Origin of the sequence: Taibaiella chishuiensis, assembly GCF_003014535.1 — a bacterium.
In the GTDB taxonomy this organism is placed as follows: Bacteria; Bacteroidota; Bacteroidia; order Chitinophagales; family Chitinophagaceae; genus Taibaiella; species Taibaiella chishuiensis.
Window position 1 is genome coordinate 12,832 of sequence record NZ_PYGD01000001.1, and the last position, 14,958, is coordinate 27,789.

9 protein-coding genes are annotated in these 14,958 nt (G+C 51.6%); 2 read left to right on the forward strand and 7 right to left on the reverse strand.

The window, feature by feature from the left end; genetic code table 11:
- Nucleotides 1-106 precede the first annotated feature (106 nt).
- Nucleotides 107-2,143 carry a T9SS type B sorting domain-containing protein gene (locus B0I18_RS00065; RefSeq protein WP_106520612.1) on the forward strand — a complete coding sequence of 679 codons (2,037 nt, stop codon included), beginning with the start codon at nt 107-109 and terminating at the stop codon, nt 2,141-2,143.
- A 75-nt stretch (nt 2,144-2,218) separates the two neighbouring features.
- Here B0I18_RS00065 and B0I18_RS00070 read toward each other — a convergent pair whose 3' ends face one another.
- From B0I18_RS00070 to B0I18_RS00090, 5 genes are all read right to left on the reverse strand, one after another.
- The gene (locus B0I18_RS00070) at nt 2,219-4,594 is read right to left on the reverse strand and encodes a M14 family metallopeptidase (protein WP_106520613.1); all 2,376 of its coding nucleotides are present in this window, start codon (nt 4,592-4,594) and stop codon (nt 2,219-2,221) included.
- 153 nt (nt 4,595-4,747) lie between these two features.
- Nucleotides 4,748-5,686 (reverse strand): malate dehydrogenase, encoded by a 939-nt coding sequence (mdh, locus tag B0I18_RS00075; RefSeq protein ID WP_106520614.1) that lies wholly within the window; start codon nt 5,684-5,686, stop codon nt 4,748-4,750.
- A 79-nt stretch (nt 5,687-5,765) separates the two neighbouring features.
- Nucleotides 5,766-6,464: a YdcF family protein gene (locus B0I18_RS00080; RefSeq protein ID WP_245882017.1), complete on the reverse strand. Its 699-nt coding sequence runs from the start codon at nt 6,462-6,464 to the stop codon at nt 5,766-5,768.
- Between the two features lie 20 nt (nt 6,465-6,484).
- A complete protein-coding gene (locus B0I18_RS00085; RefSeq protein ID WP_106520615.1) occupies nt 6,485-7,816 on the reverse strand; it encodes an MFS transporter in 1,332 nt (443 codons plus the stop codon).
- Between the two features lie 5 nt (nt 7,817-7,821).
- The gene (locus tag B0I18_RS00090; protein WP_106520616.1) at nt 7,822-8,988 is read right to left on the reverse strand and encodes a sigma-54-dependent transcriptional regulator; all 1,167 of its coding nucleotides are present in this window, start codon (nt 8,986-8,988) and stop codon (nt 7,822-7,824) included.
- 154 nt (nt 8,989-9,142) lie between these two features.
- On the opposite strand from B0I18_RS00090, the gene B0I18_RS00095 reads away from it, so the two are divergent.
- Nucleotides 9,143-11,473 carry a patatin-like phospholipase family protein gene (locus tag B0I18_RS00095; protein WP_106520617.1) on the forward strand — a complete coding sequence of 777 codons (2,331 nt, stop codon included), beginning with the start codon at nt 9,143-9,145 and terminating at the stop codon, nt 11,471-11,473.
- 194 nt (nt 11,474-11,667) lie between these two features.
- Here the strand turns inward: B0I18_RS00095 and B0I18_RS00100 are convergent, their stop codons facing one another.
- Together B0I18_RS00100 and B0I18_RS00105 are read right to left on the reverse strand one after the other, a co-directional pair.
- Nucleotides 11,668-14,403, reverse strand: coding sequence for a PKD domain-containing protein (locus B0I18_RS00100; RefSeq protein ID WP_106520618.1), 2,736 nt, complete (start codon nt 14,401-14,403; stop codon nt 11,668-11,670).
- A 56-nt stretch (nt 14,404-14,459) separates the two neighbouring features.
- On the reverse strand, nt 14,460-14,843 hold the full coding sequence (locus B0I18_RS00105; RefSeq protein WP_106520619.1) for a hypothetical protein: 384 nt from the start codon (nt 14,841-14,843) through the stop codon (nt 14,460-14,462).
- Between the last annotated feature and the right edge of the window lie 115 nt (nt 14,844-14,958).

Sequence of the window (14,958 nt, forward strand, 5' to 3'; positions counted from 1 at the left end):
GGCCATAATCCCTAACACGGGGTTTCTTTTTCCCGTCTTCTTTATTAAGCAGCCGAACAAACCGAAAGAGCAATCGCACGTTCCTATACCGGAAAACCCTTAGCTTATGAAAACCCTGTCTGCCATTCTTATCCTTTTCCTGGTGACCGGCATTGCCGGTACCGTACACGCCAACCACCTGCTGGGTGGCGAAATCGGTTATACCTTTGTTTCCAGTTCGGGCAATAACCAGACCTACCAGGTGCGGTTGGCTTTTTTTGCAGATTGCAGCTCCAACCTGCCCGGTGGCGCGTTTGGAGCGCTGATCGGCGCCAACCCCGGTGTCCGGTTGTTTAAAGGTAATACACAGCTCTCCCTTACGCGGCTGCGGTACGTACCCGCCGAAAGTAATATAGAGATTACACCGGTATGCCCCGACGAAGCCGGGAATACAGCCTGCATCAATATCAACAATCCCCTGCCCGGCATCAAAAAATTTGTATATACCGGAAATATTACGGTGTCCGGCGTTTCGGCAGACTGGCGCTTTGCCTTCGAAGGCGACATCAGTACCAACCCAGGCACTTTTGCCGGCCGGAGCGTGATCGTACAAAACGCAGATGTATTGGGCGGCAGCTCGCAGATGTACCTGGAGGCTACCCTGAACAATACAACAGGCGTTAACAGTTCCACCTTATTTACTTCTTTACCTACCCCGTTCTTTTGCGTCAATAAAGCCCAGACATATAGCCTGGGGGCTGCTGATTCCGATAACGACAACCTGACCTTCAGCCTTGTACCCGCGCAGCAGGTTACAACCGGCACAACAACACCCGAAGATATCACCTATCTCTTTCCCTTTTCGGCCACGGCGCCCCTCCCTGTAGCAACAGGCACCTTTAACTTCAATACCACTAACGGGCAGTTAAACTTTACACCCAACGAGGTAAAGAACTGCGTTGTCGTTAACCTGGTAGAAGAATTCCGTAACGGAGTGCGCGTGGGCAGCAGCATGCGCGAAATGATTTTCATTATCCTCGACAACTGTAGCAACGATGCCCCGACAGGACCTGTTAGCAATATCAAGAATGCCAATATCAAGAGTGAGAATGGCAACCTGATCCTCGAGGTTTGCGAAGGCCAGGAATCCGACATCTCTTTCGACATCAACAGCGCCGACATCAACGGCGACAACATCAACATCACATCGGCCAACCTGCCGGAAGGCGCTACCCTCGACATTGTCAACAACGGCAGCACCACACCGGTGCTGCACTTCAAATGGAACGCAAATAAAGCCACACCAGGCAACTATATCATCTACGTAACCTATACCGACGACGGTTGCCCGCTGGTATCGTCGCAAACCATCGCCTATACCATACGCATACTGCCCTTCAAGACCAGCTTTACACACGATGCTTCGCCGCCCTGCGTCAATACCAGTAATGGTAAGGCCTGGGCCCTGCCCGTTAATGATGCGACTGTATACGAATACCGGTGGCTGGATGCCTCGGGTAATATCATCCGCACGGTAAACAGCGGCGCCGGCGACACCCTCAGCAATATACCCTTCGGTACCTATACCCTACAGATCCGCGATACAGGCGGCTGTGGCAAGAACCTGACGATCACCCTGCCCGACCCGATACCCCTGCCGGAAATCGTGCTACCCCGCGATACTACACTTTGCGAAGGCATGCCCGTGGACCTGAGCGTAAACGATCAGCAGGGCGTAACCTACCTCTGGAGCACCGGCGATACGACCTGTTGTATTACGGTAGACCGGCCGGGAATATACAAACTACAGGCATTCAACATTTGCGGCGTACAAGAAAAATCGGTGAAGGTCGATTATGTGCCTTGTTCCTATTGCCTATTCGTACCCAATGCCTTTAGTCCTAACGGCGATGGTAATAACGATGTATTTAAAATAACCCAGACCTGCCCCCTGGATAAATACAAACTCAAGATCTATAACCGCTGGGGCCAGATGGTATTCGTGTCCTACCGGGTAGACAATAGCTGGGACGGCACCTACCAGGGCAATGCAGCCGACATCGGCACTTATTATTATGTAATCGAAGCCACCATCGGCGCCAACAATACGGAACGGCACAAAGGTGATATCAAGCTGAAAGGCGATATTACCCTTATCCGTTAGCCGATACGGTGACTAGTACTATAAAAGCGGCCGGGACTTTCGACTCCCGGCCGCTTTGTATTGTTAAGGTTTTACTTAGTGCAGTACCACCATCTTCTTTACTGCCGAACTACCCGTACTCGAAACGATCCTGTAGTAATACATACCGTTGGCATAATTCCGCACATCGAGGGTAACCGCGCCTTTTACACCTTGCAGCAATTGCCTGCTGAGCATACGGCCCAACTGGTCGGTGAGCAGCAGGTAATGATCGCCCTGGGCATTACCCAGGTCAAAACGGACCTGCGTTTGCGCCGCACAGGGATTGGGTACGTTATCGAGGTACAGGTTACCTGCAGCCGCATCTTTAATGCCTGTAGGCGTACCGCCATAAGCCAGTACGGCAACATCGTCGAGATAAAAGCCGTCTTTTTCCAAACCGCCGTCGCTGGCAAGGCGGAACTGCAGGGTTATCTTTTTACCAGCGTAATCCTGCAGGCTGATGTATTCCTTTACCCAGGCCTGTTGCAGCCCGTCGTATACCGGCACGCTGCCCTGGTTGTCGTTGCCGTTATGATTGTATAAGCCACATAAGGGCGTATAGGTAGTACCATTTTCAGAGGCCGAAACGGTTACGAAGTCGAAGCCGCGCTCCACATCCCAACGGGCATAAAAAGTAAGCATCGCCATACTGGTAGCTGCCAGGTCGATCTCCTTTTTAGTGGTCAGCTTACTATTGGCATTGGCCGGGTAATTACCGTTGGGACTGTCGGTAAGGCAACCCGTACCCGATGCGGGCGAGGCCGTAGTTACACCCCAGCTGTTGCTGCTCGCCACAAAGTCGTCCATATTATCGCAATTGCTGTAGAAGAGCGTGTCGGGCAGGCCATAATAACGCACAATGGTATCGGACTTTTTAAAGCCCCTGGCATTGACCCACTCCAAAGCATACCTTACTGCAGCGCCCCGCGTTGTGCCGGCCGCCACGGTAAGCGGTATGGAACCGTTGTAAAGCTGCAGGTGCACCGGGCTATGGAATACCACCGGGGCGCCCGTATTGACGATATTGCCCGTAAGGGGCACTATAGAAACTGTAAAATCGCTATTGGTCAGACCGGTTCGCTGGAAGCTAAAACTGGCCAGGTCGCTGCCCATAACGGTTATCGGATCGGTAGCCTTTACCCGGGCATACTCCGCCGAAAGCCTTGCTACATCCAGGTTCTGGTCCATAGTCTGCCTGGCGATCGGGATAATGCGGCTGCTCTGCGGCCAGAAACCGTCGCTTTCGTCGCCAGCTTCCGGGGTAAGGGCATAAATTTTTGCCTTAGTGGTTTGTTCGCCATACATCCAGTCGTCGCTGTCGCCGTTCGATACATAACCGACCGTCTGGTCGCCGGTACCGGAAAGGAAGTGGCTGCATTCCGTCATGTCCTTAGCGAAGGCCTGGAACACCGATGAGTCGGGCGTTTGAACCGACGGCACATGCCCGTACGGATAGATCAGCAGGTTGCTGTAGGTATGGGCGTTGAGTGCTATACCGAAGGGATGGCTGTTACAGAAGTCACGGAGCATCTGGGTTTCCGCTTCCGAGAAACCGGCGGTGCCGCGGTACGTTTCGCTGGAACCGTTGGGCGAGGAGCCTACATTATCATATCCCCAGAACATGCCGTAGTTACGGTTCAGGTCCACACCAAAGGTACCGTTGCCGTTGTTACGCCTGTTCTTACGCCACATACCGCCACCATTCGGATTGGTGGTCTGGTTATAAACATAACCATCGGGGTTAACGCAAGGCACGAAGAACAGTTCCGTATTATCGACCAGGTATTTGATTTCCGCGTCGGTATTGTAGTGTTCGAGCAGGTACCACATATAATAGATCAGCTGCGACAGCGATTGCGCTTCGCGTGCGTGGTGCAGCGCCGTGTACAGGGCCTTGGGCTCGGGTTCGCTGGTTGCTGCGTTATCGCTGATCTTTACATAATACACCGGCCGGCCACCTACCGTAGTCGTCGCGCTGATCGGTTGTTTCAGCGTAATAAGATCGGGATATTTGCTTTTCATACTGTCCAGTATATCGAGCATTTGCTGGTAGGTAAAAAAGCCGCCCATGCTGCCCAGTTGGAAGTTGGCCGGTGTGGGATAGGTAACGCAGTCTTCGCAACCGGTAAGCCCGGTGGGCTTTGCAGCTTCCTGCCTGCGGTTACGTTGCTGGTAATAGGCGCTTACATCTTCGATCAGTACGATATAGGTGAGGCCTGCATCGCGCACCGCAGTCACCTCTTCATCGGAGAGATCGGAAATAAAATAGACATCCTTTTTAAAGCTGCCATGATCTACAGCGATACCGGCGGCCGCGAGGCGTGCCAGCCCGTCTTTCCCCGTATTTACTTTTACCCGGTGATATTTCTGTTCCTGGCTATAACCGGTAATAGCCCATAATAAACTTACGATCGTCAAAAGTTTACGCATAAATCCAAAAGCCCTTTTCCCCGCAATGTTTTTTTAAGGAGGCTTTAACAAAAATAAGCTATCGGCGCTACACTTGAAAAAACGGGCGCAACAAAAAGGCCGGTCACCTTGCGGGACCGGCCTTTTTTTACATTAATTTACACTAATAGCTTATTAAACACCTGCAGGAGCGTTCAGCACGTCGTTCATGCTGCGTACGGCGTCGGCAGATTTAGCGAAAGCCGCCTGGTCTTCAGCATCCAGCTTGAAGTCGACGATTTTCTCCCAGCCATTGCGGCCGATAACGACAGGTACACCCAGGCAGATATCGGACTGGCCGTATTCACCCTCGAGGTATACGCAGGAAGTGATCAGTTTTTTCTGGTCGCGAACGATCGCTTCTACTACAGCAGCTCCGGCAGCGCCTGGTGCATACCATGCAGAAGTACCCAGCAGTTTGGTCAGGGTAGCGCCGCCAACCATAGTATCGGCAACGATTTGTTTCTGCTGCTCTTCGCTCAGGAAGTGCGTAACCGGTACGCTGTTCCAGGTAGCGTGTTTGATCAGCGGGATCATGGTGGTATCACCGTGGCCACCGATCACAACAGCGTTCAGATCAGAAGGACTGGCGCCAAGGTGCTGGCTCAGCTGGTATTTGAAACGTGCACTGTCCAGTGCGCCACCCATACCGATGATACGGTTTTTAGGCAGGCCTGTGCTCTTCAGCGCGAGGTAAGTCATGGTATCCATAGGATTGGAGATCACCACGATGATCGCGTTAGGAGAATGCTGTAAAATATTTTTGGTTACATCTTCAACGATGCGGGCATTGGTACCGATCAGTTCTTCACGGGTCATACCTGGTTTACGCGGCAGGCCGGAAGTAATTACAACCACATCAGAATTAGCAGTTTTAGCATAATCTGCAGTAGAACCGGAAACTTTGGTATCAAAACCAAGCAAAGCGGCAGTCTGCATAATGTCCTGGGCCTTACCCTCGGCAAAACCTTCCTTGATATCCAACAATACGAGTTCTTCGGCAAGTTCCCTGCGGGCAATATTGTCGGCACAGGTTGCACCTACGGCACCGGCACCTACGACAGTTACTTTCATTTTGTACGAGGTATTTTAAAGTGAAAAATTCTGATTTATGCAAAGGTACTAATGAAATACCTAAAAACGGGGCGGAAATTTACAGTTTGGGGGCCTTTTTCTGCTCTTTATCGGGCCAGGGAATATAGGCGCCGAGGGTGCCCCGGAACCGCTTAAAAAAGCCTTCGCGCTCTGTAATGGATTGAAAACCCTCTTTATAGGCCGGGGCCGGATCGATTACCGGCTCCAGGTGGTTACAGGTCTTCAGGCTGTCTTCCACAAAGGGGATGGGCACAACGGGTGTTCCGAATTTCTTCCGGGCAAACTTGCGGGTCATCTTGGCCTGGAAAGGGTCGGTAGCCAGTGCAATGCTTTTGAATCCCTGGCTGCGGGCCAGCTCGTAGGAGTAAAAGATGTTTTCGGTACTGTGCTCGGCCAGGGTGTCGTAAAAGATATGTTCCTGCGGGATACCCAGCTGCTGACCATAGAGGCCCATGATCACCGCCTCGTAATAGGGCGAGTATACCGCCCCGCCCGAGTAGATAATATTGCGGGCAATACCGTGCTTATAAAGCAGATAACTCCAGAGCACCCTACCCTTCATAATAGAGTCCCAGTGCCCGTTGCGGAAGGGCACGCCCGGCACGATAATCGCGTCGAAGGTTTGCTGCTCCTGTTTTATAGTCGCAAACATGCGGCGGGTTTGCTTTTTACTGAAAGCGCAGCCGGTGTGGTACAGCAACAGGGTAAGGCATGCCAGCATAATAAACGAAGAATTACGGTTACGGTTAAGCATCATAGCCAGGTTGCTTAGCCCGGTTACAGTTCCTTCAACGACGCTTTCCGCGCACGGCCATTAGCGACAATCAGGAAAATAAACCCGGCGATGAAAAAGACGGTTAAAGCGAATATAGAATTACGCATATTACCGGTAAGATGTTCAATAAATCCGAAAGAGAACATCCCGATAACGATAGCAACCTTTTCGGTAACATCGTAAAAACTGAAGAACGAGGCTGTGTCGCGGGTTTCCGGCATCAGCTTGGCATAGGTCGACCGGCTGATGGATTGTATACCGCCCATAACCAGGCCCACCAGTACCGCCAGGGCATAGAACTGTATTGCGGTATAGGTTACATAGGCAAATACACAAATGCCGATCCAGAGCAATACCGTCAGCATCAATACCTTCAAGTTGCCAATCTTCTTCGAGAGGCGGGCCATCAGCATAGCGCCGGCAATGGCCACCAATTGGATCAGCAGGATGGTGATGATCAGGTCCTGGGCTTCCATATTTACCCATTTCCCATCGACCTGTTTCTTTACCTCCTTGCTACCAAACTCGGCCGCAGCCAGCATTACGGTTTGTACCCCCATGCTGTAAAAAAAGAACGAGGTAAGAAAGGTCTTTAATACCGGCAGTTGCCTGAGCTGCTGCCATACTTTCTTCAGTTCATGAAAGCCGCCCGACACGATATTATGCGCACGATCCTTTACCGATGCGGTACCATTGGGCAGGATGCGGAAAGTGATCTGCGAAAAGCCGAACCACCAGATACCCACGAGCAGGAACGATAACCTGGGCGCAAAGGTACCGTCGGCAAAGGGCATGAGTACAAATACGAAACAGATGATCTGCAGCAATACACTGCCGATATAACCATAGGCAAAACCCTGCGCGCTGACCCGGTCCTGCTCCGCCTCGGGAGCGATCTCGGGCAGGTAAGCGTTGTAGAATACAAGGCTGCCGCAATACCCCACCGCTGCTATAATAGCCAGGATAATCCCCAATTCGATATTGCCCGGTTTGAAGAAATACATACCGCAACAGGCAGCCGAACCGAGGTAGCAAAACAGCTGCATGAACCTTTTTTTATTGCCCCGGTAATCGGCTATCGACGAAAGCAGGGGCGACAGGAAGGCGATGATCAGGTAAGCCGCAGCCAGCGCATAATTGAGCAGGGCGCTGTTAATGACCTTCCAGCCGAAAAACGAAACATAGTCGACGGTATTGTCTTTATCATCGCCGGTAATGGCGATATAATACACCGGGAAAATGGTGGAGGTAATGACAAGGTTATAGGCCGAGTTGGCCCAGTCGTACATACTCCAGGCACGTTGTAGCTTTCTGGAGGAAGGTTGCTGGCTCATATTTTTTATTTAAGGAAGATATAGCGTTCCACGTCATCCTGGGTAATGACTTTGTCGGAAAGGATGATCAGCCGCTCCACCACGTTGCGCAGCTCGCGGATATTACCGGTCCAGTTGTGTTCCTCCAGTTTACTGATGGCAGCCGCATCTATGCTTTTTGTAGCGATGCCATAATCGTTACAGATTTGCTTGATAAAATGCTCGCACAGTTCCTGTATATCTTCCTTGCGATCGTTGAGCGAAGGCATATGCAGCAGGATCACACTTAAGCGATGATACAGGTCTTCGCGGAAATTGCCCGCGCCGATCTCTTTCTTCAAATCTTTATTGGTTGCGGCAATCACCCGCACGTTCACACTGATTTCCTTATCGCCGCCTACACGGGTTATCTTACCTTCCTGCAGGGCACGCAACACCTTGGCCTGTGCAGACAGGCTCATGTCGCCGATCTCGTCGAGGAAGAGGGTACCACCGCTGGCTTGCTCAAATTTACCGATACGCTGTTTCACCGCCGAGGTAAACGATCCTTTCTCGTGCCCGAACAGTTCGCTCTCGATCAGTTCGGAAGGGATGGCAGCGCAGTTTACTTCCACGATGGGTGCGCGGTTCCTGTTGCTGAGGTCATGCACCCGGCGGGCCACCAGCTCCTTACCCGAACCGTTAGAGCCGGTAATCAGTACGCGGGCATCGGTAGGCGCTACTTTATCTACCATTTCCAGCACGCTTTTCAGCTTAGGCGAACTGCCCACGATTTCGTATCCTTTGGAGATTTTCTTTTTGAGGCTTTTGGTTTCCGATACCAGCACTTTACGCTCCATAGCATTGCGGATGGTAATGAGCAGGCGGTTCAGATCGGGCGGTTTGGAGATATAATCGAATGCACCGCGTTTTACGGCATCTACTGCAGTTTCTATATTACCATGACCCGAGATCATGATAAAAGGGGTATCCGGACAAACCTCCTGTGCTTTCTCCAATACCTCCAGGCCATCGGCCTTGGGCATTTTTATATCGCAGAGAATGCAGTCGTAGGTTACATCTTCACTTATCTTTTTTATAGCGTCAAGACCATCTACCGCTTCTGTGATCCGGTACCCTTCAAAGCCCAGGATCTCGGACAGGGTATTACGGATACTCCGTTCATCATCAATTATCAAAATACTGCCAGCCATAGGTATTCTTTTTTTGTGGTGTACATTTTTCAGGCATTAAAGTAATGCAAATTCTATGATTTAACCTAAGCGGTCAACCGGCACAAAGATAACAGACATTCGCGAGCGGCCAAGGCTGGCCCGCGCCACCGGTCGATGATTTTTCGTTTACCATTTGGATACCGGAACGGGAAGCCACCCAAACAAAATCAGCGATGGCCCTGTTTATACGAACAATATTGCTTACCTTAATATTGCTTTTGCCTTTGAACTTATGCTGCAACGCCTGGATGCCTTATACCGCTTTCTGCCCGTACAGTTGTTCCTGCTACATTTCCGCAAATACCAGGTGATCATGATCTTCTGGGTAATGCTCTTTGCCGTAATCACCGGCAACCTGGCAACGCATTTCGGGGCCATATCATTGTTCCTATCGCCCGAATACCTGGGCAAGATCAATGTGGCGGGCTTTTTCCTGTCGGGTGGCGCTACGGCTATCTTTGCCATGAGCTGGCATATCACCACCTTTATTATCCACAGTAAAAGGGTACCCTTCCTGGGCGCTACCCGGCACTCCTTCCTGAAGTACTGCGTCAATAACTCCGTGATCCCGCTTTGTTACCTGGTGGCCTTTGGCATAGCCGCAGCCCGGTATCTTTCCATCAACGAGTCGGCGGGTACCGGCCGCATCATTTCGCTGCTTGCCGGTTTTTATACCGGTTATATCATTATCCTGCTGTTGTCCTTCCTGTACTTTTTCCGGGTCGACCGCAATATCCTCAAACTCCTGCTGGGCACCATCGCCAACCCTTCCGTGATCCGGGAGTTTATTCCCTACGATTCGCTCGACCGCGAATTCGATATGGTAAGGGCCGATAGTTACCTGAGCACGATGTTCCGGATCGAGAAGGTAAAAACGCCTTACGAATACAACCACCGTTTCCTCACTACCGTTTTACGCCGGCATCACCGTAACGCTATACTTGCCGTTTTCTGCGCGGTGGTCCTGTTGTTGCTGCTGGGTATTTTTATGGAAGAGCCCCTGCTGCGTATCCCTGCCGGTGCGGGTTTCCTGTTGCTGTTCAGTGTAATGATGACAGCCGTGGGCGCCTTTAAATATTTCCTGCGCAGCTGGGAAATTATCGGCTGGATCTTTTTGTTTACCCTTGCCGGCTTTATGGCCAAACACCGCATATTCGATCTGCGCAGCATTGCCTACGGCCTTAAATACGAACACAGCAATAGCCCGGTATATGACTATGCTGCGCTGAAACAAACGTTTTCTGATTCGCTGTACCGGCAAGACAAAAGCCAGGAGGAGCAACGGCTGGGGCTTTGGAAAGACCGGCTTATAAAATCGGGAGATAGCACGGCCCGCCGCCCGCCGCTGGTCATTATTTCGGTGAGCGGCGGCGGCTCCCGCTCGGCCTACTGGACCTTCCGTTGCCTGCAATATGCCGACAGCATCTGCGGCGGCAAGCTATTCGATCATACGGTACTGATCAGCGGCGCCTCGGGCGGTATGATCGGCGCGGCCTATTGGCGCTCGGTACATACGCAATACCTGCTCGACTCTGTTACCAATCCCTACAGCCCGGTATACCAGGACCGTATGGGTAAGGACCTGCTGAATGCCATCATCTTTTCGCTGGCCTGTGTGGATCTTATTTCGCCCTTTAATAAAATTACAATTGCCGGCCGGCGCTACAGCAAGGACAGGGGTTATGCCTTCGACCAGGAACTGGCTTCGAATACCGACGGCCTGCTCGATAAGCGGCTCCGCTACTTCCAGCCACTCGAGGCCAATGCGCTGGTGCCTATGCTCGTGATCGGCGGCACGGTGATCAACGATGGCAGGCGCATCCTGATGTCGCCACTGCCCATTACCTACCTTACCCGGTCGGAAAGCAGCCTGGGTAAGGCCTACCCGATTATTGACGCTATCGACTTTACCCGCTTCTTTAAAGACCAGGACCCGCTTAACCTGCAACTGATGTCGGCCCTGCGTATGAGCGCCACGTTCCCCATCGTGCTGCCCGTAGTGAAGCTGCCCTCTTCGCCCGAGATGAATGTAATGGATGCGGGGCTGCGCGATAATTTCGGCCGCGAATGCGCCGTACGTTACCTGTCTACTTTCCGCAACTGGTTCGGCGAGCAGGCCGGACCGGTAATTATGCTGCAGGTGCGGGATACAAGGCTGCATGAGCCCTCCGAATCGGCAGACGAAAACTCGATGACCGCCATGCTTACCGATCCCCTGTTTGCGATACAGCAGAAATGGAGTTCCTTCCAGACCTATCATCAATCTTACGAAGACGACTATATCAGGGAAGTGTTCGGAGATAAGGTAAAACAGCTTACCCTGCAGTTTATCCCGCAGGACAAAGACAAATCGGTAGCGCTCAACTTCCACCTGACCAGCCGTGAAAAACAGGAGCTCCTGCAATCGGTATTCAATACCGAGAACCAGGAAGTTTTTGCAACATTAAAAGCGTTGTTGCGATAAGCCGGCAATAATGCTAAATGTATTCCCGGACCTGCTTTACATGCTACATGATCGTAGCGCCTCGCTACAATCATGCAGGAATGCCTGATGCAAGGCCTCTTGTTACCGGAACACATACCGCATAGCCCATAAAAAAAGGTTCCGCGAAACATTGCGGAACCCTCTTTTGCGGTTTATTGGTTTGCCCGAATCTTTTACCGGATCAGGGTCACATTGCCGGTGTAATCTTCTGTGCGGCCATTCTTCATCACGACATGGATCTGGTAGATGTACACGCCCATGGGTTGCTCCTGCTGGTTGAACTTGCCATCCCAGCCACGGCCGTCGGTACTGCCGGTTTCAAATACTTTTTGTCCCCAGCGGTTAAAGATGCTCATGGTAAAGGCGTTCACACCTTTTGCCAATAACTGTCTTGGATAGAAGTAATCGTTCTTGCCATCGCCATCGGGCGTAAAGGCATTCGGAATATCGGTATAACAATCTTTGTTGACCACAACTTCTTCGGTAGTGGCACAGTCGAATGCGGTAGCGGTTACGGAATAGGTACCGGGATGTACCACATTGATCGAAGACGTTTTGGCGCCGGTATTCCACAGCCAGGTAACAGCCGGGTTGCCGTTATTGTTCCGGTCGGCCAGGGTTATAGACGGCCCGTCGAGACAAAGCACGCTATCGGGGCCCAGGTAAACTACGGGATAACCGTTAACCACCACCGAGTCGCGGATTACGGCAGCCTCACACACCGGGTAGCTTGCCGTAGCGGTAACCCAGTAGGTACCCGACTTATCATAACTATGGGTCGTACCTTCTTCCTGCTTCCAATGTACGCCATCGCCAAAGTCCCAGTTGACGCTAACCGCAGGGTGCAGGTAATCCAGTTTATAGTTTACGGCATCGCCTTCGCATATCGCATGCTTGTCTGTAACCAGGTGGATAAAGGGCAGCGAATCGACATAGATGTTTTTGTAGGCGGTATCATAACATACGATCGAATCGTTGATTACAAGCCGCACCTGGTGCGTGCCTGCGAGCGTGTACCTATGCGAAGGATTCTGTAAAGCAGAGGTTGCACCGTCGCCGAAATCCCAGTGCCATCCATTGCGAAAACCGGTTGAAGCATCGGTAAACTGTACCGGTGTTACATCGGTCTGGCACAACGAATCCACGCTCATCGTAAAGTTGGCAATCAGCGGGTGCAGGGTGCTCACCACCTTGGTCATCGAGTCGATACAGCCATCCAGGTTTTTCACGATCAGCCGTACCGCGTATTCATCCTGGTTTTGGTAAATATGGGTCGGGTTGATGGTCGTATCTTCCGGCAGGGTGCCATCAGCAAAGTTCCACCAGTACTTACCCGGTTCGCTCAGGTTTTTAAAGTGCACCGTATCCTGTTCACAGGCCGGGGCCAGGTCGTAGGTAAAGTCCATCACCACATCGTTAACTACTCTGAAAGTAATGGTAGCCGTGGTATCGCAATTCCATTTACGCTTGGTATACATGACCTGGTGGTCGCCCACGCCGTTGACAGCAGGGTTAAATATGCCGTTGGCCGATACGCCTGTACCGCTCCAGGTGCCACCCAGCTCGGGGTTACCGCCCAGGTAGTCGAATGCGTTAACGGGGTCCTGGTTCAGGCAAAGTTTTACCAGGGTATCTTTACCGGGGTTACCCGGATCTATAGCATATACGCAAACCGTAGTATCATAAGGACAACCAAAGCTGTCGACTACTTTAAAGGTATAACAGTGCATGCCTTCGCTGCCTACGGGTTTGATCATGATATCTTTTCCGCCGTTGGAGGTAGCTGCGATTTCGGGATTAGCCGCCCAGTGCTGCTGCGGGTAACCCGGCGTAAAGGCGTAGTTACCCAGGCCCTGGTTGAAATTGATATCCCAGTTAAAAATAAAACCGTTATCCGCCCCTTGGTCATCGGTAATATTAATGGTCCAGGGACCGTTGAGCGGGCAACCGATAAGGGCGTTGTAACCACCCTGCGGCAGGTAAGTACCGGCATTGATCGAAGGGCCCGTAGTGGTAAGACCGAAGGACGAAGTATTGGTAACAACGGAGGTATTAAGCGGCATGGCCACCAGCGTACCCAGCGCTGCCGTACTGGAGAAGCAGTAGGTAGCGCCTATACCGGGTTCATTATCGGCAGGACCGTTAAAAGGGTTAATCACACCGTCTACGTCGTTGGGCGTACCGAGATAGGCGCCGCCACCGGGATTGCCATCGAACAACAAGGTAGTCTGCCCGTTGGGACATTGTATCGACACGATAAGGTCGCCTACGAAAGAGTGTTCGATGTTCATACAGATACTTTCGATATCGGCAGCGGAGGCAACGGTATCACAAGGTGTAAAACAGGTTACATCGATCGTGGTAAAATAAGATACCCCGGTGCCATCGGGCAGGTAAGTCGTATCCGAAATAGGCGGGGCACAATCGTATTCGCCCGGCCTGGGCGTTACCACACCCTGTATCGGCGACAACTTATACAGGCATACCGTATCGGGTTTTACGATGTTGGAAAACAAAGGGGTGGTTGACACCTGGATGACCATACGGCTGTCGCAGTTCTTGTTGACGCAACCGGCGGCATCGCGGGCTACGAAGTCAACCACGTAAACGCCTTCGACCGGGAAATTTTTGGAAGCCGTGGTACCGGCAACAACCGTACCGTCGCTAAAGCGCCATTCGTAAGTAGCACCGGCACCGGAGGTGCTGAAGGTAGCTGCCCCGTTAAAGGTAACGGTAGTACCCTGGCATATTTTAACGGTACTGTCTATGGGGTTCATAGCCGGCGAAGTGCTGGTAACATGCGCCAGGATGGTCTGGCAGGGTTGTGCGTAACTGCCCGTGGCAAAGAGCAGCATGGCCAGTGCAGTATAAAAAGCCCGTAAAAGGGCAGGATGTATTTTGTTGATCATATATTAGGGGATTCCGGGTTATACAAAAATGAATACGACTAAAACGCAGACCAGGCTTAGTTTTTCTTCCTGATCAGCAACACGTAGTCTGTGCCATCTATCCTGTACCTGAGATCCTTTTGTTCCTGGAAGGAGATGACATATTTCAGGGGATTAACCTGCTGCGGTTGCGCAAAATTGTCGGCTTGTAAACCGGGAATGTATTTATCTACCACCTTGAGACTGGAAAGCCTTGGATAGGTCTCGCCCTGGGCATAGGGCTCTAATACCACCTGGGACCGTTGCAGTTTTACCTGCAGCCAGGCCAGTTGTTCGGTGCTCAGTTTACTGGCAAAAGTTCCGTATACCGCGGTGATACGGGGATCCGGACTGTTGTTGCTCTGAGCTGATGCCGCAAGTGAGCCGCACAAAAACAGGGCGATGAGGATATTTCTTTTCATTTGATCGAGATTGTGGTGTAGCTGGGTTCTGTTAATAGACTTTTAAGCGGAACAAAAGGTTGGGTAAATAAAAAAAGCCCGTAACCAAAAAGGTTACGGGCTTTTCGCCGGGCAA